17 protein-coding genes and 1 pseudogene are annotated in these 21,832 nt (G+C 50.0%); 10 read left to right on the forward strand and 8 right to left on the reverse strand.

The window, feature by feature from the left end; genetic code table 11:
- Positions 1 to 53: 53 nt before the first annotated feature.
- A complete protein-coding gene (locus ABWH99_RS01835) occupies positions 54 to 1,133 on the forward strand; it encodes an endonuclease/exonuclease/phosphatase family protein (RefSeq protein ID WP_375584613.1) in 1,080 nt (359 codons plus the stop codon).
- Here the strand turns inward: ABWH99_RS01835 and ABWH99_RS01840 are convergent, their stop codons facing one another.
- Genes ABWH99_RS01840 through ABWH99_RS01850 form a run of 3 tightly spaced genes read right to left on the reverse strand, consistent with a single transcriptional unit; the run spans position 1,134 to position 3,739 of the window.
- Positions 1,134 to 2,057, reverse strand: a complete 924-nt coding sequence (locus tag ABWH99_RS01840; protein WP_375584614.1) for a sugar phosphate isomerase/epimerase family protein — start codon at positions 2,055 to 2,057, stop codon at positions 1,134 to 1,136.
- An 11-nt stretch (positions 2,058 to 2,068) separates the two neighbouring features.
- Positions 2,069 to 3,223: a methionine aminotransferase gene (locus tag ABWH99_RS01845; protein WP_375584615.1), complete on the reverse strand. Its 1,155-nt coding sequence runs from the start codon at positions 3,221 to 3,223 to the stop codon at positions 2,069 to 2,071.
- Positions 3,224 to 3,277: 54 nt separating this feature from the next.
- Positions 3,278 to 3,739, reverse strand: coding sequence for a heme-binding protein (locus ABWH99_RS01850; RefSeq protein WP_375584616.1), 462 nt, complete (start codon positions 3,737 to 3,739; stop codon positions 3,278 to 3,280).
- A 106-nt stretch (positions 3,740 to 3,845) separates the two neighbouring features.
- Between ABWH99_RS01850 and ABWH99_RS01855 the strand changes: the two genes are divergently transcribed.
- Entirely contained in the window at positions 3,846 to 4,268 is a 423-nt protein-coding gene (locus ABWH99_RS01855) for a secondary thiamine-phosphate synthase enzyme YjbQ (RefSeq protein WP_375584617.1), read from the forward strand.
- 263 nt (positions 4,269 to 4,531) lie between these two features.
- On the opposite strand, the gene dgt is transcribed toward ABWH99_RS01855, so the two are convergent.
- The 5 genes from dgt to ABWH99_RS01880 all read right to left on the reverse strand — a co-directional run bounded on the left by dgt (position 4,532) and on the right by ABWH99_RS01880 (position 13,005).
- Positions 4,532 to 5,860 carry a dGTP triphosphohydrolase gene (gene dgt / locus ABWH99_RS01860; protein WP_375584618.1) on the reverse strand — a complete coding sequence of 443 codons (1,329 nt, stop codon included), beginning with the start codon at positions 5,858 to 5,860 and terminating at the stop codon, positions 4,532 to 4,534.
- 46 nt (positions 5,861 to 5,906) lie between these two features.
- The gene (locus ABWH99_RS01865) at positions 5,907 to 7,328 is read right to left on the reverse strand and encodes a TolC family protein (RefSeq protein ID WP_375584619.1); all 1,422 of its coding nucleotides are present in this window, start codon (positions 7,326 to 7,328) and stop codon (positions 5,907 to 5,909) included.
- A gap of 14 nt (positions 7,329 to 7,342) precedes the next feature.
- Complete coding sequence (locus tag ABWH99_RS01870; protein ID WP_375584620.1) at positions 7,343 to 10,519, reverse strand: efflux RND transporter permease subunit; 3,177 nt, start codon at positions 10,517 to 10,519, stop codon at positions 7,343 to 7,345.
- 12 nt (positions 10,520 to 10,531) lie between these two features.
- Positions 10,532 to 11,710 carry an efflux RND transporter periplasmic adaptor subunit gene (locus tag ABWH99_RS01875; protein WP_375584621.1) on the reverse strand — a complete coding sequence of 393 codons (1,179 nt, stop codon included), beginning with the start codon at positions 11,708 to 11,710 and terminating at the stop codon, positions 10,532 to 10,534.
- 239 nt (positions 11,711 to 11,949) lie between these two features.
- Positions 11,950 to 13,005: a DUF481 domain-containing protein gene (locus ABWH99_RS01880; protein WP_375584622.1), complete on the reverse strand. Its 1,056-nt coding sequence runs from the start codon at positions 13,003 to 13,005 to the stop codon at positions 11,950 to 11,952.
- Between the two features lie 406 nt (positions 13,006 to 13,411).
- On the opposite strand from ABWH99_RS01880, the gene ABWH99_RS01885 reads away from it, so the two are divergent.
- The 8 genes and pseudogenes from ABWH99_RS01885 (at position 13,412) to secDF (ending at position 21,737) form a co-directional block, all read left to right on the forward strand.
- Positions 13,412 to 14,479, forward strand: coding sequence for a carbohydrate-binding family 9-like protein (locus ABWH99_RS01885; RefSeq protein WP_375584623.1), 1,068 nt, complete (start codon positions 13,412 to 13,414; stop codon positions 14,477 to 14,479).
- A 66-nt stretch (positions 14,480 to 14,545) separates the two neighbouring features.
- On the forward strand, positions 14,546 to 15,343 hold the full coding sequence (locus ABWH99_RS01890; RefSeq protein ID WP_375584624.1) for a DUF4382 domain-containing protein: 798 nt from the start codon (positions 14,546 to 14,548) through the stop codon (positions 15,341 to 15,343).
- Positions 15,343 to 16,407, forward strand: coding sequence for a bifunctional diaminohydroxyphosphoribosylaminopyrimidine deaminase/5-amino-6-(5-phosphoribosylamino)uracil reductase RibD (gene ribD / locus ABWH99_RS01895; protein ID WP_375584625.1), 1,065 nt, complete (start codon positions 15,343 to 15,345; stop codon positions 16,405 to 16,407). Before ABWH99_RS01890 ends, ribD begins: the two co-directional genes overlap by 1 nt.
- Positions 16,400 to 16,881, forward strand: a pseudogene (locus ABWH99_RS01900) (GAF domain-containing protein). The gene ribD and the pseudogene ABWH99_RS01900 overlap by 8 nt, the downstream one beginning before the upstream one ends.
- A gap of 19 nt (positions 16,882 to 16,900) precedes the next feature.
- Positions 16,901 to 17,500, forward strand: coding sequence for a non-canonical purine NTP diphosphatase (locus ABWH99_RS01905; RefSeq protein ID WP_375584626.1), 600 nt, complete (start codon positions 16,901 to 16,903; stop codon positions 17,498 to 17,500).
- A 19-nt stretch (positions 17,501 to 17,519) separates the two neighbouring features.
- Entirely contained in the window at positions 17,520 to 18,143 is a 624-nt protein-coding gene (gene udk / locus ABWH99_RS01910) for a uridine kinase (RefSeq protein ID WP_375584627.1), read from the forward strand.
- A 146-nt stretch (positions 18,144 to 18,289) separates the two neighbouring features.
- The gene (locus ABWH99_RS01915) at positions 18,290 to 18,646 is read left to right on the forward strand and encodes a hypothetical protein (RefSeq protein WP_375584628.1); all 357 of its coding nucleotides are present in this window, start codon (positions 18,290 to 18,292) and stop codon (positions 18,644 to 18,646) included.
- A gap of 124 nt (positions 18,647 to 18,770) precedes the next feature.
- Complete coding sequence (gene secDF / locus ABWH99_RS01920) at positions 18,771 to 21,737, forward strand: protein translocase subunit SecDF (RefSeq protein ID WP_375584629.1); 2,967 nt, start codon at positions 18,771 to 18,773, stop codon at positions 21,735 to 21,737.
- The last annotated feature ends 95 nt before the right edge of the window (positions 21,738 to 21,832 follow it).

A 21,832-nucleotide genomic window follows, 5' to 3' on the forward strand; every position in this document is an offset into this window, starting at 1 on the left:
TGCTTTATTTAAAAATAAAGACCAAGTTCCGACCCTTCTACCCAGCTTCGACCATGGAACCAGTGCTGAACCTGATTCGAATCTTTCTTGCCGCCTTTAGCATGCTCGCCGTTGCCGCCAGCATGCTAAAACTGGGGCATTGGACCGTACGCATGTTTGATTTCCCCCGACTGCAATTGCTATTCCTTTCTTTGGTCACCATGGTCTTGTTTTTTATTCCTTTCCTGAATACGAACCCCTGGAATATGCTTTTGTTAGCCGGGGTACTCGGCAGTGTTTTGTTTCAGGCAAGAAAGATCGTTCCCTATACCATTTTTTCCAGAAAAGAAGTTCGTACCAGTAACCGGCAGGAAAACGACGATGAGATTTCGCTTTTGGTCAGCAATGTATACACACCCAACCGCAACGCGGGTAAACTGATTTCCCTGGTACGTCAATACCGACCCAATCTGGTGTTGACCCTGGAGTCCGATACCTGGTGGGAAAAGCAGTTGGACGTATTGAAGCCCGACTATCCCCATCAAATCAAAATCCCTCTGGACAATCTGTATGGCATGCACCTGTATGCCAACCTTCCGCTGGAAAACGTGAAGGTACGCTACCTGGTGAAAGCCGATATTCCTTCGATTCATGCTGAAGTCGTGCTTCCGTCCGGGAAAAAAGTGCAGATCCATTGCCTGCACCCCGAGCCGCCAAGCCCCAGCGAGAGCGACAGTTCCGTTCCACGGGATGCGGAGTTATTGATCGTAGGAAAAAACGTGAAAAACGGCAATCAGCCGGTTCTGGTCTTTGGGGACCTGAATGACGTGGCCTGGTCCCGTACCACGCGGCTTTTCCAGAAGATCAGCGGCTTGTTGGATCCGCGAAAAGGCCGGGGCTTTTTTAACACCTTTCATGCAAAATACCCCTTCCTTCGTTGGCCATTGGACCATATTTTTCTCTCCAGCGATTTTCTATTGAAACGAATCAAACGCCTTCCTTCGATCTCCTCCGACCATTTTCCCATGTATGCGCGGTTTGAGCTCGCGCCTGGCAACGGACAGGACAGCGAAAAAGAAAAACTGGATTCAGAGGAAAAGGAGTGGACGCGGGAAACGATCGACGAAGCAAATCCCCGCATCCTAACCATTTAATCAAGCAATGGGAATGTACTGCCTGAGGTAATTTCTGGCGGTCAAGATTGCCATCCGTACATCTTCACGTGATTTTTCGTAGGCTTTGTCCTCTACTTCTATGCAACACGGTCCCCGGTAACCCACGTCGGTCAGTGCCGCAAAAAACTTGCCCCATGGAACGTCTCCCAGCCCGGGGATTTTCGGGGAATGGTACTCCAGGGGATTGGCCAGAATTCCAACACGATTGAGTTTTTCCGGATAAAGTTTTACATCCTTCAAGTGTATGTGGTGCAGGCGTTCCCGGAATTCGTAGATCGGCTGAACGGGGTCCATGTGCATCCAGACCAAATGAGAGGGGTCGTAATTCAACCCAAAGTTCGGATCCGGAATGATGGAAAACATTTTCTCCCAAACTGCCGGAGAAATCGCCAGGTTCTTACCACCGGGCCATTCGTCATTGGTAAAAAACATGGGACAATTCTCGATCCCGATCCGAATGCCCTTTTTGGTTGCGTGGCGTACCACGGCCGGAAACCGTTCGGCAAATAACGCCAGGTTATCTTCAATAGTTAACGAGGGATTCCTGCCAATAAACGTGTTTACCACGGGGATTCCCAGCTTTTCTGCTCCGTCAATCACCGCCAAAATATGGGAAAGCGCTGCTTCTGCTTTGCGGTCATCCGGATCCAGGGGGTTGGGATAATACCCCAGACCGGAGACAAAAACGCCCTTTTCCCGTTGGTAGGTTCGCAAATGGTGGACCTGCGATTCGTCCAAAGCGGCTACATCGATGTGTGTGACCCCGGCATAGCGCCTTTCCGCTTTTCCTTTGGGCCAGCACATGATCTCCACACAGGAAAAATCCTCGGCCGCGGCAAAATCAATGACTTCTTCAAAACTATTCTCCGCCAAAATGGCGCTAACAAAACCTAATTTAAGCATGCAATCAATTGTTAAAGTTTGGAAAGTATCTCTCCGGCTTTGTCCAGCAGTTCGTCGTCCTTGGCAAAACAAAACCGAAGCAATTTATCGTCCTTCTTGTTCGCATAAAACACAGATACGGGAACGGAAGCAACTTTAATCTCTTTGGTCAGGCGGATCGCCAGATCGTAATCGTATTCATCCGTTATGGCACGGTAGGAAACGATTTGAAAAAAACTGCCCTTGGAAGGGGTAAACTGAAAACGGGAGGCTTTCAACGCCTCGTTGAAACGGTCCCGCTTCCGCTGGTAAAAAGCACTTAACTGCTCGTAATGCTCGGGCAATTTCAGAAAATCAGCGAGCGCGTACTGCATGGGAGTAACCGTACTAAACGTGATGTATTGGTGAATACGCCGAAACTCCTTCGAAAGGGCTTTCGGTGCCAGGCAGTAGCCGATTTTCCATCCGGTGGTATGGTAGGTTTTTCCCAGCGATCCGCATACAAAGGTCCGTTCTTGCAAGACCGGGTGCGTCATCATGGATCGGTGTATGTCCCCGTCAAAAACGATGTGCTCATAGACCTCATCGCTGATGATATACATATCCGTATCGCGCACCAATTCGGCCAATGCATTCAAGTCCTCCTGGCTAAAAACAGTTCCGACCGGATTGTGAGGCGTATTGACCATGATGGCTTTGGTTTTCGGCGAAATTTTCTCTTTTACGCGTTCCCAATCGATTTTAAAATCCGGCGAATCCAGCGTGACATACACGGCAACGCCCCCGTTTAAATCGATCGCGGGAACGTAACTGTCGTAGGCCGGTTCCAATACGATCACTTCGTCTCCGGGATACACCACTGCCGTCACCGCACAGAAAATAGCTTCGGTCGCTCCCGAGGTAATGGTTACCTCTGTTTCGGGATCGTAATCCACCTGGTACACACGACTGGTTTTTTCGGCCAGGCTTTCCCTGAAAGCGGGGACCCCACTCATCGGAGCGTATTGGTTGTACCCATTTTTCACGTAATGGCTTACCAATTCACTCAGCCGGGGAGAACAATCAAAGCTCGGAAAACCCTGGGATAAATTGTAGGCTCCTTCCCGGGTAGCCAGGCCAGACATAACGGTAAATATGGTTGTCCCCACGTAGGGCAACTTGGAAGGAAGTATTTTTTCTTTCTGCATAAAATAAAAAGGGACCGGAAACGAATTCCCGGTCCTCTATTGGTACAAGTAGAATTAAAACGCCTCTAGCCCGGCCGCAGCGATGATGCCATCCTGGGCGGAAGTCACACCACTTACGCCGATGGAACCGATCACCTGGTCTCCATCGCGAATGGGCAGCCCGCCCTCCACTGCGGCTATTCCAAGGCTAAGTATGTGCACGTTTCCGGATTTGACCCCATCTTCGAAAACTTTGGTGGGCCTTTTAAACTTTACCGCCGTGCTGGCCTTCTGCATCGCTACATCAACGCTCCCGATTTGTGTGCCATCCATGCGACGCAAGGCAATGAGGTGCCCCCCCGCATCCAGGACCGCAATGACGACGTTCCAATTGTCTTGCCTCGCTCTGGCTTCTGCTGCGTCGGATATCCGTTGCGCATCTTCCAGGTTAAGCACCCGGGCCGTCTGCTGCGCCATGGCCGGCACACTTACTAGAAAAACCAAGGCCAGGCAAATGGTTGAAAAGAAATGTTTCATTCGTTTGGTATGTTTAAGTTGTGGAATCGCTTCGCTTTAAATATAAAGAATTAATGGGTATTCCTAAATGTTTTATATTTGAGATTCGACCATTTGAAAGAAAACAATGAAAATATTCCAAAAAGAAATTCAATTGCCTGCCTTCAAACGAGGCTTTCACCTGATTACCCGAGAGGTTGTGGATAAGTTTCCCGAACTGGCCAAAATCAACACGGGAATGCTGCAAGTCTGGATCAAACATACCTCTGCCGGACTGACCGTCAATGAAAATGCCGACCCCACGGTTCGTCGAGACTTCGAAACCTTTGCCAACGACCTGATCCCGGAGAACTATCCACACTTTATCCACACCTATGAAGGGCCTGATGACATGCCTGCGCACATTAAATCAAGTATTTTCGGCGCTTCGGTACAAATTCCTGTTTCCGGGGGAAAACTAAACCTCGGCACCTGGCAGGGTATTTACCTGGGGGAATTTCGGGACTACGGAGGAGTCAGAAAATTGGTCCTTACCGCATTCGGAAACTGAAGGTCCCAAAACCCCGGCAATCGAGGAGCTTGAACCTGTTTTCATCAGTTTATCCACAATTTTATCCACATTTTCGACCCTCCAAACCAGGGGCTGCTGCTCGCTGAACCAATCAAAAAAGGTGTTGGACCTATAAAAAACGTTTTTCATTTTTCCCGGATTGCCTGAAAAACTTCGTTGAAGAAGGGGCTTTCAGACACCCGGCAGAAAAGTGGATTTCCTAACCAGCAACCCGGGCAGTGCAGCAAAGGATACAGGCAGGATCAGGTGTGCGGCAGGGAGATGCCCTTTACACGTCGGTACAACGAAAGGGCGTATTTATCGGTCATGCCGGATACAAAATCGAGCAGTCCCCGCAGCAGGACATACGCCGATTGGGTCGGGACCAGGGTCAACTCATCCGGAAGCAAACGGAGAATGCTTCGGTTTTGGCCGGAAAATTGATCGCTGCAGAAATGGTAATGGTACAGGGCCGTGCCAAAGGTGTCCATCAGGCCCTCCAAGACCTGGTATCCTGCGGCTTCCTTCTCCAGCACGGGCTGGGAGCGGTAAATTTTCTCAATGGACAGGTTACTGATTTCCTTCAGTGCCTCCGCAGAGGGAATGCGATCGGTCAATGCCTGATCAAAAGCCCCAGTCAATAGCAGCGGCTCGCTCTCCCGAAACACCTGGTCCGTCTCCTCGATGAGTTGATTGATGGCCATGGCTCGTAAAATAGCGAGTTTCTGACGATTTCCGGGGTATTTTTCTAACTTCTTTGGAGAAAAACGGTCTCCGATAATCGCAGCAAGCAAGGCAATGGTTTTTTCCTGAGACACCAGCCCCATCGTACATCCGTCTTCCAGATCGATGATGTTGTAGCAGATATCGTCCGCCGCTTCCACCAGGAAGGCAAGTGGATGCCGCATCCAGCAATTTTCGGCAAGCTGAGGAATCGCCATCAGTTCCATGAGTGATCCGTACTCGGCAACGTTGGTGGTGAAAAACCCAAATTTCTTCTGGCTGCGTCGTTTCTGATCCGTCGCCGAAGTCCAGGAGGGGCGAGGATATTTGGTAAATGCTGCCAAGGTGGGGGAAGAAATGAAAATCCCATTTTTTCGGTCCAGGAGCATGCGAAAACCCTGCGCATTTCCCTCAAAATGGGTCAGGTCTTCCCATTCTTCCGCCGAACATTCTTCCCGCCAACGCTGACCGGACGGGTGAAACCGGAAAAAATCGGAGATGGCTTCCTCCCCGGCATGACCAAAGGGAGGGTTTCCGATATCGTGGGCAAGGGCGGCCGCCGCCACAATTCCCCCAATGTCAAACGACTGTAGCTGGGTATTTTTCAATGCAGGGTATTTTTCCAGCAAAAAAGTGCCGGCGGATTTCCCCAGCGAACGACCCACGCTGGAAACTTCCAGGCTATGCGTCAGCCGGGTATGAACAAAATCCTGCTCGGGTAAGGGAAAAACCTGGGTTTTATCCTGCAGGTTACGAAAGGGTGCAGAAAAAATAATCCGGTCGTAGTCTTTTTCAAATTGGCTACGTTGCCTCCCGGCGTCCGCAGCTTGAAAGCCTTCCGGCAGTAACAGTTTTTCCCAGTTCATCATAGGGCCCAAAAATACAAAGCCCGGGACTGAGGAAAAAGAAATTTTCCTATTTCCAGCCGCCGCCCAGTGCCCGGTAAAGATCCACGACCGTGAGAAACATCTGGATACGGGTGTTGGTTTTGTTCAACTCGGCTTCCAAAACTCTGGATTGGGCCGTAATTACCTCCAGGTAGGTGGCATAACCGCCACGGAATAACTCGTTAGAGGTAGAAACCGCATTCAACAGCACGGCCGTTTCCTCGTCCCTCAGGCTGTATACGGTACGAAGGTTTTCGATCCGCTGCAGCTTGTTCATGACTTCCCGGTATCCGTCCAGGATGCGTTGTTGGTAATTGTACAGCGCAATTTTATTGCCGGCTACTTCCTGGTCGAAGCCTGCCTGAATTCTGTTTTGGGCAAAAATCGGAGCCGTCAGCCCACCCAAAAGACCGATCGTCAGCCCGCCGGGCATTTCCAATGCGGCCGGAAGACTTCGGTCGTTTAATCCGACATAAGGAGTAAAACTAAACGAGGGGAAAAATTCTTTTCGCGCGGCCTCCACGCTGAAATTCGCTGCGCGAAGCTCGTGCTCCGCCTGCTGAATGTCGGGCCGGCGAAGCAACATGTCCGACGGAAGGCCTACGTCCATGGCATAAGGCAATTTGATTTCCAGCAGCGAAGAGGCCCTGACGATGGGCTCTGGAAATCGGCCCAATATAAAATTCAGGTTGTTTTCGGTTTCGATTATTTCCTGTTGCTTTTCGATCGCCAGACTTTTGGTGGAGAGCAACTGGGCAGAAAACTGCTGCACCGCGAGCTCCGTGGCACGACCGGCCATTTTTTGTATTTTTATAAGCTCCAGCGCCATTTCCTGGAATTCAATGTTCCGCTCGATGGTTTCCAGTTCAATGTCCATACCGAGTAATTCGTAGTACAACTTGGCTATTTCGGCCACCAGGTTCGTGATCGCCACTTGCCTTCCGTTTTCGGTAGCCAGAAATTGCTCGAAGGAAGCGTCTTTCCGATCCCTGAGCTTGCCCCATACGTCAATCTCCCAGGTACTTTGAAACCCGATAAAGTTGTTCTCCAGGCGGTTCACCACATTTCGGTCGCCGTTGATGGTGCCTCCCAACAGATTGGGCCGAATGTCTCCCGAGCGGTAGCGCACAATACCGTCCATGCTTGGATAAATTGCTCCCTTGCGGATGCGAAATTGCGTCCGGGCGATTTCGATCCGTTCGAGGGCCACACGCAGGTCCAGGTTGTTTTCCAATCCGGTCTCTATCAATCCTACCAGATTGGGATCATTAAAAAAAGATTCCCAGGAAATGTCTCCGATACTGGAGGAGTCCGTTATGTCCAGAAACGTTTCGGGAACAGGCTCCATTTCCGGCAATACCGGAACATCGATGCTCTTGCAGGAATACACCAGAGACAATGCGCCTGCTGCAAAAACGAGGAGAAAGAATGACTTATTGGGTGAAAGCATGAATAGTGCGTGGTTCAGTTATTCGAAAAAGATACCGTCGGCTCCTCTTCTTTCAGGGCCATTTCCGGTTCGGGATCATTCGTTTTCAAGGTAAAATGGGCAAAGATCACGTACAATCCGGGAATTATGATCAATCCGAAGATGGTTCCAATCAACATCCCCCCGGCAGCCGCTGTACCAATGGATCGATTACCAAGTGCACCGGCTCCAGTCGCCATGGCCAAAGGAAGCAGACCCGCTATAAAGGCAAAAGAGGTCATCAAGATGGGCCGGAGACGTGTAACCGCCCCCTCCACTGCAGCCTGTATTACCGTATGCCCGGCTTCCCTTTTCTGGATGGCAAATTCCACAATCAAAATGGCATTTTTACCCAACAGCCCGATCAGCATGATCAGCGCCACCTGTGCATAAATGTTGTTTTGCAGCCCGAGAACATACAGGGCAAAAAAGGCACCGAACACACCTACCGGAAGTGACAGAATCACCGGTAAAGGGAGCAGAAAACTTTCGTATTGTGCGGAAAGTATCAGGTACACGAACAAAAGACAGATCAGGAAAATGAGGATGGCTTGATTTCCAGAGCCCACCTCTTCCCGAGACATGCCGTACCAGTCGTGGTTGTACCCCTGCGGCAATTTTTCTGCGGTAATCCGCTCGATCGCTGCGATCACGTCCCCACTGCTGTAGCCCGGTGCAGCGGAACCCTTTACCGTAGAAGAGTTGTACATATTGAAGCGGGTGAGTTGTTCCGGTCCGTAGGCTTTTTCCATGGTAAGGAAAGAGGAAATGGGGACCATCTCCCCGACGTTATTCTTGACTTGCAGGTTCATCACGTCTTCCGGTCTGGCCCGGTATTGCGGGCCGGCTTGAACCATCACGTCGTACATCTGCTCAAACCGGACAAAATCCGACACGTACATTCCCCCCAGTAACACTTGCATGGTACTAAGCGCCTTGGCAATGGTGACGCCGTTTTTTGCGGCCATGTCTTGGTCAATATGCACGAGAAACTGGGGAAAGGTGGGGTCAAAATCGGTGAACGCATTGTTGATTTCCGGAGCCGCTTCCAAGGCTTCAACCAATTCGTTGGTAATGGTTGCCAACCGATCCAGGTTTCCGGTGCCGGTCTGATCGAGCACCTTCATCTGGAAGCCACTCGAATTACCAAAACCCGAAACCGTCGGCGGCAAAAAGAAATCGATTTTCGCATCGGATATTCCCGAAGACAGGTTCCTGAATTCGTCCAGCGTTTCCTGTATGGGCAGGTCCTTTCGTTCATCCCAGGATTTCAAATTAACCATGGCCATCCCGTAGGAGGCTCCGGAAAGTCCGTTGCCCAGGGAATAGCCGGCCAAACTGGAGACCGATTCCACCGCCTCGTTTCCCTCCAATTGATGAATGAGTTCGTCGAGCACCTTTTCCGTACGTTCCACGGTGGCACCCACAGGGGTTGTTACATTTACATAGACCATGCTTTGGTCCTCGGTCGGGATAAAGCCCGTTGGCAATACCTTGCTGATGCCCCAGGTCGCCGCAAAGAAAAACACCAGAATGAGGGTGGTGACACCACGCCGGGGAACGAGATAGGTAATGTATTGGTAGTACTTCCCTTCGAAAAACGTATAGGTGCGGTTAAACCAATCAAAAAACCGCTGGAGCAATGTGCGTTTTTTCTCCCTTCCGTAATGATTCTGCAGGAGCAGGGCACAAAGCGCCGGCGTCAGTGTCAAGGCATTGATCCCGGAGATGAAGATCGCAAAAGCCAGCGTCAGTGAAAATTGCCGGTAAAAAATTCCTACCGGTCCGGACATGAAAGCTACCGGAATAAATACAGCAGACATCACCATGGTGATGGCGATAATGGCTCCGCTAATTTCCTTCATTGCTGCAAAGGTGGCTGCCCGGGGTGCCAGGCCTTCCTTCTCCATTTTCGCGTGCACGGCCTCGACAACCACGATGGCATTGTCCACCACGATACCGATCGCCAATACCAGGGCAAACAACGTCAGTAAGTTAATGGAAAAACCCAACCACTGCATGAAAAAGAGGGTGCCTATCAGGGCTACCGGTACTGCAAGGGTGGGGATAAGGGTGGAACGAAAATCTTGCAGAAAGATAAACACCACGAGGAAGACCAGAATGAATGCCTCAACCAGGGTAACCAGCACCTCCTGTATAGAGGCGTCGAGAAAGCGGGAAACATCGTACGATATTTTATAATCCATTCCCGCGGGAAAGGTGGTGTTTTTTATTTCTTCTACTTTCTTCTTCACGTTTGCGATGACCTCGCTGGCATTGGATCCCGGTCGTTGGATCACCATGATCGAAGCGGCTGGCTTGCCATCCAATTTGGCAATCCTTCCGTAATTCAGGTTTCCAAATTCGATGTCCGCAATATCTTTCAATCGTAAAATGGAGCCGTCGGAATTGGCGCGAATCACCAAACTCTCGTATTGCTTTGGTTCAAAAAACTTACCGGTATATTTCAGCACGTACTGCAGCATCTGCATGTCCTTACCCGAACTGATGCCCAGTTGCCCAGGCGCTGCTTCCACATTCTGATTGCGAATGGCCTCCACCACATCGTCCGTTGAGACCTTGTAGGCTGTCATCCGGTCCGGTTTGAGCCACACCCGCATGGAGTAATCCTTGGTACTCATGATTTCCGCCAGACCGACGCCGTCAACCCGACGCAATTCCTGGAGAACGTTCAAGTCGGTAAAATTGTAAATGAACGCTTCGTCCAGCGAGGGGTCATCACTGGCCACATTGATGTACATCAGCAAACCTTCCACTTGCTTTTCCACGGTCACTCCTGCCTTGATCGCTTCCTCGGGCAATTCGTTCACTACCGTTGAAATCCGGTTTTGAATCTCTACGGCCGCCAGGTCCGGATCGGTGCCTGCTTCGAAATATACCTTGATGATGACTGTTCCCCTGTTGCTACTTACCGAAGTCATGTACGTCATACCCGGCACGCCGTTGATCACTTTCTCCAGGGGGGTAGCGACGGTTTTCGCCGCCACTTCGGCATTTGCTCCCCGGTATTTGGTCCGGACTGCCACCGAAGGGGGTGCGATGTCCGGAAACAATTGCACGGGCAGCGTAAAAAAAGACAACAGCCCCAACAAGACGAAAAATAAAGAAATGACCAGGGATAAAACCGGCCTTTTGATAAATAAATTAAACATAACAGATTTCGCTTAGGGGGTGGGTACTGCTTCGGCAATCGCATTTTCCTCCGCAACGGAATCCGGAACTTGTTCTTCCGAAGCCATTACTTTGGGTTGGATCGTCATCCCGTTTTTAATGTTTTGAATGCCCTCAAAAACCAGGTGCTCGCCGGCTTCCAACCCGGATTCCACGATGTAATAGTGCGAAAAGCGGGCCCGAGGAACAAAGCTTCTCATTTCCACCTGGTTGTTCTCGTCCACTACGTATACAAAACTCCGGTCCTGAATTTCGAACACTGCTTTTTGAGGAATAATGATGGCCCCGCGTATGCGATTCGTCAAAATTATTTTTCCGGTGGCCCCGTGTTTTAAGATTTTATTCGGATTGGGAAACCTGGCACGAAAGGCAATGGATCCCGTGTTCGCGTTAAACTCTCCCTCCATGGTTTCAATCATTCCTTTGAATGGATACGGTGAGCCATCTGCCAGCACCAATTCCACCACGTTGTTTTCTGCCGTTTCGTCCTTGGATTTAATGTATTCCAAATACTCCCGTTCCGATACATTGAAATACACGTAGACCGAACTCACGTCCGATACGGTTGTCAATAGACTGCCCTGATCAATCAAGCTACCGGTGCGCAGCGGAATTCTATTCGTGATGCCGTTGAATGGTGCACGAATCTCCGTATACGATAGCTGCACAGCTGCATTGGCTTCCGCCGACCTGGCCTCTTCTATTTTGGCCATCACGGCGTCGTATTTCGCGCGGGTCAGGTTCAACTCGGACTCCGAAATCACGTTGTTGTCCACCATGATTTTCAGCCGTTCCACTTCGAACTCCATGACTTTTGCCTCTGCTTTGGCACTTTCTAAATTCGCCCTTGCTTTGGCCAAATCTGCCTTGTACTCCTGATCGTTCGTTTTGAATAGTATCTGTCCTTTTTTTACCTCCTTGCCTTCGTCCACATAGACCTTTTCCAGGAATCCCTCTACCCGGGCCCTCAATTCCACGTTTTGAATGGCTTTGATGTCCGCTACATAATCCCGGTGTAGGATTGTATCCTTCGCTACTACCTGAATTACCGGAAACTCTTTGATCGCGGCTGCACTCGCTTTATTTTTTTTCTTTTCACTACACGAAAAAATAACACTGCATGCGGCTAGAAAAAATACTATTCCAACACCTTTAATTTTACGTTTTCTCATGACTACTTCTCCTGCTGAGGTACCTTACAATCCGCTCTTATTTTTTACAAAAACGGAAACAATTGATCCTTCCTAGATACTACGAATTGGTTTGCTTTCCAAGGAATACTTGGCCGAGGCCCAAATTGAATCGATCAACGGGGAATATCTCAGATGAACACCAAAACAAAAATCGGCCCAATGCGCCGATTTTTTGGAAAAAATTATCCGGTAGGTTCCTTCCCATTGTTCCGCGAATGCTATAGTTTCCAGCCGAAGGAGGTCTGAAATACGTAATCAGACCGACTTGCATTCTCTCTGGGCCGGTTATCAAAATTGACCGTGAACCCCAGGCCCAAATATAGGTTTAACGGCAGGTCGTATTTAATATCGAAGGAGTGGTCGATTCTCCACCTTCCGCCCTCCGTCAGGCTGGGATAAGCCACCAGTTGGGAGCTCAACTGAAGATCATCCATGCCGTAAAGGTTTAGCTCCGAGCCAATAAACCCCTCGCCACTTCGGTTTCTTGGATTGGTTCCATCTTGGGCGAAAACTTCATTATTGAAGGAAATGCCTCCGGCAAATCCCCAATTCGCACGATTGGTCCGGAAAAGGTATTTTCCCAGGCCGACTTTACTTACTGTCCGGAGTTGGATCAATTGTTCGGTATTGGATAACCAATTTACCGCAGCTACACCAAACCAATTCTTCCGTAAATAATAGCTAACCTGTACGTCTGCATTTAGCCGCCGGATGGAAGGCGATCCTTCCTGAAACGAGCGCAAATCGTTGTAACTTCCGGTAATGGACCATTTTTTTGCCCGGTAACCTACAGTACTTCGTACATTAAACTGCCGGAGATTGTTGGCTCGTGTGAAGTTGTAGGATAAGCCAATTGAGGCGGAAAGCCTATCCAGAAACTTGGGTTTCAGGGAATTCAGAAAAATCACCTCCTGGTAGGAAAGGGTTGCCAGCGTGTCACCCTCGTCCATCACCAGCACACGTGTAGAATCCCTGGTCAAAAGGTTTCCCAAAAAGCGGTGGTTATCCTTACTCATAATGATGAAGCGGGTAGTGGTACGAAGGAAGGCTATTTCGTCCCAATCTACCTTAAAATCCTCTTTGCTGTAGTCGGTAGCAATCTTCAATACTCCCCTGTCCATGCTTTTTATATCCCCGTGAATCCGATCACCGTTCCGCAGCGCCAAGGTATCTCCCTGAGCGGCAATTTCGGAAATCAGCGCAAAAAATACCGGCAGGAGCAGCCATACACCTGTTTTAGCCATGGCAATGTCATCTTTTCGTAGTTTACGCATACCTGCCGTTGGATACATTGACTTTCCTATTTGGTTCCTTTCCGCTTTCCAGGAAAACCGACGGTTTCCGAACGGAATGAGAAAAAAGCTCCGTTTGATTTTTTCCGCCCCGAACCAAGCGGATTCTGCCCCTCTAGTTAAGAATAATCTTTCAAAATCGCAGCAACTACATATAGAAAAGTAGGTGGATCGTCCTATCCTGAACCATTTTTGGAGGATTGCCGGATTGTATTATTCGGGAAAGTGGCAGGTGGATCCAGAAAAAATGGCCCGGCAGGAACCTCAGGACAAGCTCCGCAAAAAGAATTATTGCCCCCATCCTCGGTTTTTTCTCAATTCCCCATTGGATTTATTCTATTTTTGTGATCGTTACATGCTTCCACGGCCTATAAAACATACGTTCTTTATGAAAAAATTGCTCGCCATAGCTTCCCTAATCCTGAGTAGCACTTTCGGGGTAGTGTATTCCCAGTCCCTTCCCAAACCGAAGCACTACCTGGCCTATTTTACCGCAGAACCGCTTACCATTGACGGAAAATTGACCGATTCATCCTGGCAAAAAGCCCCCTGGTCGGAATTTTTTCAAGACATACAGGGTCCGCAGCTTCCAACCCCCGGGCAAGCGACGCGAATGAAAATGCTGTGGGACAAAGAATTTCTTTACATAGGCGTGCACCTGGAAGAAACTGACCTGTGGGCAACCTACACGGAAAGGGAATCGGTAATCTTTCAGGAAAACGATATCGAGGTATTTATCGATCCAGATGGAGATACCCACCATTACTACGAATTGGAAATCAATGCCCTTGGAACGGTCTGGGACCTGATGCTTACCCGTCCGTACCGCGACGGTGGAAAACCCATCAACGGTTGGAACATCAACGACTTTCAACATGCGCTGCACCTGCAGGGAACGCTAAACGACCCCTCAGATGAGGACGATTCCTGGTCAATAGAAATGGCCATTCCCTGGAAAAGTCTCTCCCAATCGGGCAACAATTACCAGGCTCCGGCGTCAGGAAGCCAATGGAAAATTAATTTTTCGCGGGTACAGTGGCAAATTGAACCCGCTGAGAACGGGTACAAAAAGAAAATCAATCCGGCAACCGGGAAACCCTTTCCCGAGGACAATTGGGTCTGGTCCCCCATGGGTTTGATCAACATGCACCTGCCAGACCGATGGGGCATTGTGCAATTTTCAAGCGTTCCGGTGGGAACAGGTACAGATTCCTATCTCCCCAATCCGGACGAAAATGTCAAAAGAGCGCTGCGGGAACTTTACGATGCCCAGCGAAAATATTATGCTGAGGAAGGCCATTACGCGAGTAGCCTCGAAGCGTTGCGGTCCCAGAGCGATTTACCGGAGCTACACTTTGAAGTAAGCGCTACCCGGTTTAAGATTTCCACGCCTTCTTTGGTGGATGCCTCCCAGCGATGGTACATTACCGAAGACGGCAGAATATGGAAGAAGTGATGCAATCCCGTAGTTACCGGGAACCAAAATTTGAAGATGGCGGTTCTAGCCGCAAAAATTACCGGTATGGCTTCGTTTAGACGGTTCGTTTATTTCAGTGCGCTGCTGGTCGCAGTAGCTGCTTGCGAGGATACCTCTTTGGAAAACCGCTCGTTGGTAAATGTTTTACTAGTGGACGCTCCGGGGGATTTTGATCAGGTTTGGATCGAAGTGCTGGGAGTGGAGCTATTGCCCGCAGGAGTCCGGGGCAGCGCCGAAAATGCCAACTGGATAAATCTACCCTATCAGTCGGCAAGCAATACCGTACGCATAAGCGACCTGGTGGACGATCAACGCTTATTGATCGGGCGTACCGAGATTCAATCCGGAACGATATCCGGTATCCGGCTGCAGCTGGGACAGGAAATGTACCTGATTCAGGGGGAAAACCGTACGGATTTGATCGCAGACCCCGATCTGGATGCATTATTGGAGTTGGACCTGGACATCCATCTGGAGCCGGGGCTTTCCTACGACTTGTACCTCGATTTTGATCTGGCCCAATCCGTTCGGCAGGGGCAGGGAGACACCTTTCACCTGGTACCCAAACTAAGGGCCTTCGTCACCGAACAAACCGCTGCCATCCAGGGGACCGTGCTGCCAAGGGGAATCCTCCCCCATATTTTTGTGATCAATTCGACCGATACCCTCTCCACCTTGACCGGAAGCACCGGCGGTTTTTATTTCAAAGGTCTGCCACCAACCGAATACCGGTTGTTTGTAGATGCGCCCACCGGATATGCAGATACAACCCTGTTGGTAGGCACCCAACCGGACACCCTGGTCACCTTACCAACCATTAACCTTCGAATCGAAAACCCCTGATGCAAAAGGATTTACATCTTGCCCACTCCCACCAAACTGCGCAGGACCTGTTTTTTATGCGCAGGGCCATGGAATTGGCCTCCCTGGGTCTGGGACAGGTAAGCCCCAACCCCATGGTGGGCTGTGTCATCGTACATCAGGGGCAGGTGATCGGAGAAGGCTACCACGAAAAGTACGGAGAAGCCCATGCCGAACCCATGGCCATAGCCCGCGTGAAGGAAAAAGGCCTGTTACCTGCCTCCACCCTTTACGTCACCCTCGAACCTTGTGCACATCATGGCAAGACACCCCCGTGTGCCGACTTAATTGTTTCCCATCAGCCAGGAAGAGTGGTGGTCGGGGCGGTGGATAGCAACCCGCTGGTAGGAGGCAAGGGCATTGCCCGAATCAAGCAAGCAGGAATACAGGTAGAAACCGGCCTTCTGGAACAGGAAATCCGCCACCAAAACCGTCGGTTTTTTACCCAAATGGAGAAAAAAAGACCCTATGTCCTGCTGAAGTGGGCCCAAACACGCGATGGCTTCATCGCCCGAACCAATTACGATAGCAAGTGGATCAGCAATCCCCTGAGTCGGCAACTGGTCCACCGCTGGCGTGCGGAAGAAAGTGCCATACTGGTGGGTACCCGCACGGCTTACTACGACAATCCGCGGCTAAATGTGCGTGACTGGACCGGAAAAAACCCACTTCGGCTGGTGATAGACCGTGAGTTAAGCCTAGCTCCCGAATTGCACCTGTTCGACGATTCCCAGCCCACACTGATCTACAACGAAAAACGAGCCAAGAGGACCCGTCAAACCCAATGGATACAGCTGAATGAAGGCTTTGGGCTGCAGGACATACTGAACGACCTGCAGCAACGAAACATCCAAAGTTTGCTGGTAGAGGGAGGAGCGGCCTTGCTTCGGGATTTTATTCAACAGGGACTATGGGACGAAGCACGGGTATTTACCGGAAACACCAATTTTGGACAGGGAATACCCGCAGCAACGCTCCCCGGGTTTCCCGTGGAGCAATTCAAACTGGATCAGGACCTGTTGCAAATCTATAAAAACCATGAGTAACTCATTGCATCTTCCGGAGAATGCCGGGAAACACGAACGGTACCGGATCCTGCTGCCCCAGCTTCAGGCACTTCTGGCAGGAGAAACCGATCCGATCGCCAACCTGGCAAATACGGCTGCCCTTTTAAAAGAGGCCTTTCGTTTTCTTTGGGTAGGTTTCTACCTGGTCAGGGAGAATCAATTGGTACTGGGGCCCTTTCAGGGACCGGTCGCCTGCACCCGAATTGGCTACGGAAAAGGCGTCTGTGGAAAAGCCTGGGAAAAAGGAGAAACACAGGTTGTACCGGACGTGGACGCGTTTCCGGGGCATATCGCCTGCAGCAGCGCATCCCGCTCCGAAATCGTTGTGCCTCTTTTTCTTCGGGTAAAGTAGTGGGGGTATTGGATATCGATTCGGAAAATCTGGCACATTTTGATGCTACCGACCAACAGTACCTGGAAAAAATGGTCCGTCTTATTTCCATTCCCCGCTAAGCTGCCTTATTTTCACCGTATGAAAATCTGTTTTGCCACCAACAATCCCAAAAAGCTGGAGGAAGTGAAAGCTGCCCTGGGTGAAGAATTTGAGATTTTATCGCTGACCGATATAGGCTGTTCGGAAGAACTCCCTGAAACCGGCGATACCTTGGAGCACAATGCCTTTCAAAAGGCACGGTATGTACAAACGCACTACGGAGTTGACTGCTTTGCGGACGATACCGGCCTGGAGGTAGAAGCCCTCGACGGGGCACCGGGCGTTTATTCGGGGAGATTTGCGGGAGAACCACGCAGTGATGACCGGAACCTTACCCTGCTACTGGACCGCATGCAAGGCAAAGCAAACAGGAAAGCCTCTTTCCGAACCGTCATCGCCTTGCTGTTGGGAAAGGAATCGCATGCCTTCGAAGGGAAGGTCTCGGGTGAGATCCTGCGGCAGCGGTCGGGACAATCGGGTTTCGGATACGACCCGGTATTCCGTCCCATGGGGTACGATCGAACCTTTGCAGAGCTATCCCTGCAGGAAAAAAATGCCATCAGCCATCGGGGAAAAGCCGTTCAAAAGTTATCCGATTTCCTGAAAAAAGGCGCCACCGGAAAAAACAAGCCTTCCTAACAGACACGCCTACCAATCCATGAATCATCCGTTTATTATTGGCATCACCGGAGGAAGTGCTTCGGGAAAAACCCACTTTCTGGATCGCTTGTTACACGCTTTCGATCCGGGACAGGTCTGCCTGATCTCTCAGGACAATTACTACAAACCCCGCAACTTGCAGCCGCTTGACGAACGAGGCATTACGAACTTTGATACACCCGATTCCATTGATTTTGAACAATACGCGACGGATATCCGTGCGCTGCAGCAAGGGAAACGAGTCCACCGTCAGGAGTATACGTTCAATAATCCCAATAAAACGCCACGAATGCTGACCTTTGAGCCCGCATCGGTAGTCGTGGTGGAAGGAATCTTTGTTTTGTATTATCCCGAACTTGCCGCCCTGCTGGATCTCAAGGTTTACATTGATGCGAAAGATCACATCAAACTAAAGCGCAGGATTGTACGCGATAAGGTTGAACGAGGCTATGACCTGGACGACGTACTTTATCGGTACGAGCAGCACGTCATGCCTACCTATGAAAAATACATTGCACCCTTCAAGCAGGATGCAGACCTAATTGTCCCCAATAACCACGGTTTTGACAAGGCGCTTGACGTAATCCGAACGTTTCTACAGGTGAAGATTTCCCGTTCCTAACAGCGCAGTGGCCTGCCCTTTTCCCAGACATAGAGCCAGTTTGGCCAGCCCTTCGTGGCTAATGCATTGGTATACAAGTGTTTTGTGTTTTAAAAATCTTGCCAAAACAAAGTGTAAATAAAAATTTCTTTCTATATTTGCGGCCCATGGAACGAAGACAAACAACTACCAGCACCGGACGTCAAAGGTTTAGCCTTTTGATGGTGCTTTTGTTTTGTTCCTTTGTTTCCGTGTCGGAATTTGCTGTTCGATTGAGTGCGGATAGCGATCTGATCCACCTTCAATTCGATGGACACGGAGACGAATCTACCGATGACCCGGGAGAGGAACAAGCGTATATTCATGCGGCTATCGATGCCGTGGTTCCTTTCGCTTTGGTGGTGGTGGACCATGCGTACCAGTTGATCTACGAAGTATCGGTTGCTGGAAACCCCCCATTGAACTTTGATGCCGGCGCGCCCCCCCTTTCAACCGGCTGTTTGAAATACTTTTTGAACAGATAATTTCTGTAAACGCTCCCTGAGCGACACCTGCTCCTATTATCGTTCTTCGATGCTGGCAACCATTTCGTTGGTGCCCGCAACATCTCCTAGTCAATAAAAAACTAACTTCATTTATTATAGCATCATGAAAAATAAAGGCATTATCGTTTTTTTAACGGTGGTCATTACCGGGCTGTGTTTGTACTACCTGTCCTTCACGCTGGTCTCCAATAGCGTCCAGAAGAAAGCCACCACTTATGCAACCGACGAATCGGGCAATATCGACTTCGACAAGCGGCAGACCTACCTGGATTCCGTGTGGCGGGAACCCGTGTACAACTTTTTGGGCATTCCCTTCACCTATCAAGAGGTAAAAAATACCGAATTGGGTTTGGGATTGGACCTGCAGGGCGGCATGCACGTAACCCTGGAGGTTTCTCCCATAGAGATCGTCAAAGGCCTTTCCGGAGGCAGCAAAGACGAGGCATTTAACCAGGCAATCGCAACGGCAGTTGAGCAGTCCAGAACGGTCAACGAAAGCTTCGTAAGTCTCTTTTACCAGGCTTGGCAGCAGGAAGCCGGGGACCGTCAACTAAACACCATTTTTGCTACCGCAGCAAACAGGGGACGCATTTCACTGGAATCCTCGGATACTGACATCCTGAACATCATCGAGGATGAGGTGGAAAACGCCATCGACCGATCCTTTAACATTTTACGAACACGTATCGACCGCTTTGGAACCTCTCAGCCGAATATTCAGCGAATCCAGAACACCGGACGAATCCAGATAGAGCTCCCAGGTGTAGACAATGCGGAGCGTGTTCGGAATTTGCTACAGGGCGTGGCGAAACTTCAGTTTTGGGAAGTGGCGGAAATCAACGAATTCGGAGATGCCTTGCAACAAGTGAATGCGTTTTTGGTAGAGGAGGCCAAAACCGAACAACCCCAGGCAAATGCAGACGACCTGGAGACGTTATCGGACACTACGGATCTGGAGAGTGACCTTGCCCGCCAACTGGCGGAAGGCGCCACGGACCAGGATTCCCTGGGCCTGGACGTTTCTCCTATTTTCTCGCTACTCAAGGCCAATTACGGCCTGGTTTACGAATTGCGCGATACCATCGCCATCAATAGAATCTTAAAGAGAGACGACGTTCAATCCCTGCTCCCCCGTGACATCCGCTTCATGTGGTCGGTCAAACCTCAGGTTCAGGATGGAATGGAACTGTTGGAATTGCACGCCATCAAAGCACCGAGGGGAACCGAGCAGGCTCCCTTGGAAGGAGACGTGATTACCGACGCACGTCAATCGCTTGACCAAACCTCCCGGCCGGCTGTCAGCATGCAAATGAATGCAGAGGGTGCTCGTAACTGGAGGCGTCTTACCGCAGAAAATATCGGCCGGCGTATCGCAGTGGTACTCGACAACTATGTGTACACCGCACCCACGGTACAGGGAGAGATCCCCTCCGGTCAGTCCGAAATCACTGGTAATTTTACCATGGAGGAGGCAAAAGACCTTGCCAATATCTTGAAGTCCGGTACACTGCCAGCACCTACCAATATCGTAGAGGAGGCCATCGTAGGTCCCACGCTGGGTATCGAAGCCAGAAACCAGGGGATCAACTCGATGATCGCTGGATTGGTATTGGTGGTTCTGTTTATGGTTGCCTACTATTCCAAAGGAGGATTTGTCGCCATTGCAGCCCTGCTTTTCAATATCTTCTTTATTCTGGGTATTCTCGCACAATTGGGAGCCGCACTTACCCTACCGGGAATCGCCGGTATTGTATTGACGATCGGTATGTCCATCGATGCAAACGTTCTGATTTTTGAGCGAATCAAGGAAGAATTGCGGAACGGAGCGGGCATTCTTCAGGCCATCAGCAGTGGGTACGACAAAGCCTTTAGCGCCATTCTGGACTCCAACGTCACCACCTTCCTGACCGGGGCAATATTGTACGCGCTGGGACAAGGACCGGTTAAAGGATTTGCCATCGTACTGATGATTGGTATTGCCTCCTCGTTCTTCTCCGCCGTGTTTATCACCCGTGTCATTGTCCATTGGATGAGCAAGAAGGGTGACAAAAGCAGCATTTCCTTTGCGACACCCTTTGCTGGTAATTTGCTTTCCGATCTTTCCGTAGACTTTCTCAGCAAACGAAAAGTTGCCTACCTGATTTCCAGTTCCATAATTGTAGTAGGGATGATTCTGGCACTCACTACCGGGTTGAAATTTGGTGTGGACTTTACGGGTGGCAGGTACTACATTATGGAATTCAACGAACCCGTACCGGCTTCTGAGTTGAAAGTTGGGCTCGACAGTCAATTTGACGGGGCGGTCGAAGTGAAAACCTACGGCGCAAATAATGTGTTGAAGGTGACCACTTCTTACCTGGTAAATGACGAAACCGAAGAGGCCACGCGGGAAGTAGAAGCAAAAATCCGGGAAGGTATCGCGACCGTCACCGGATTCAGTTTCATCGAAGATGCGACGCAGATGCAGGAAGGAGCGTTTGCCATTACCGGATCGAATAAAGTCTTGCCTACGGTGGCAGACGATATCAAAAATTCCTCCATGGAAGCGATGTTTTTCTCCCTGGTTGCAATATTCTTGTATATATTGCTTCGTTTCCGTAAATGGCAATTCTCCCTGGCATCCATCATTGCACTGATCCACGATACCTTCTTTGTCATCGCTGCATTTGCCATTGCCAGTGCATTGGGTGCAACCTTCGAAATTGATCAGGTGTTCATCGCTGCGGTACTTACCGTCATCGGGTATTCCATCAACGATACCGTGATTGTCTTTGACCGAATCCGGGAAAATATCTCCAACCGGGGCACAGGAAAATTGGTACAGATGTTTAACGATGCCATCAACCAAACCCTGGCACGAACGATCATTACCTCCGCCACTACGCTGATCGTGGTACTTGTACTTTTGATCTTTGGTGGCGAAGTGCTGAGGGGCTTCTCCTTTGCGTTGCTGATCGGGGTGTTGGTAGGTACGTATTCGTCCATATACATCGCTACTCCCGTAGTGGTGGATTTGATGAAACGAGAGTTAGCCAGCGAAGCCAGTGCGCCTCCAAAAAAAGTAGCCTAAAGCAACTCCCTTTTTCTGAAAATTATAGCATTGAAAGAGCCGGTTCTTAGTGAATCGGCTCTTTTTTTAGCCAAAATGAAAAAAAAATACCCCAA

Source organism: Cyclobacterium xiamenense, assembly GCF_042140265.1.
Classification (GTDB): Bacteria; Bacteroidota; Bacteroidia; order Cytophagales; family Cyclobacteriaceae; genus Cyclobacterium; species Cyclobacterium xiamenense_A.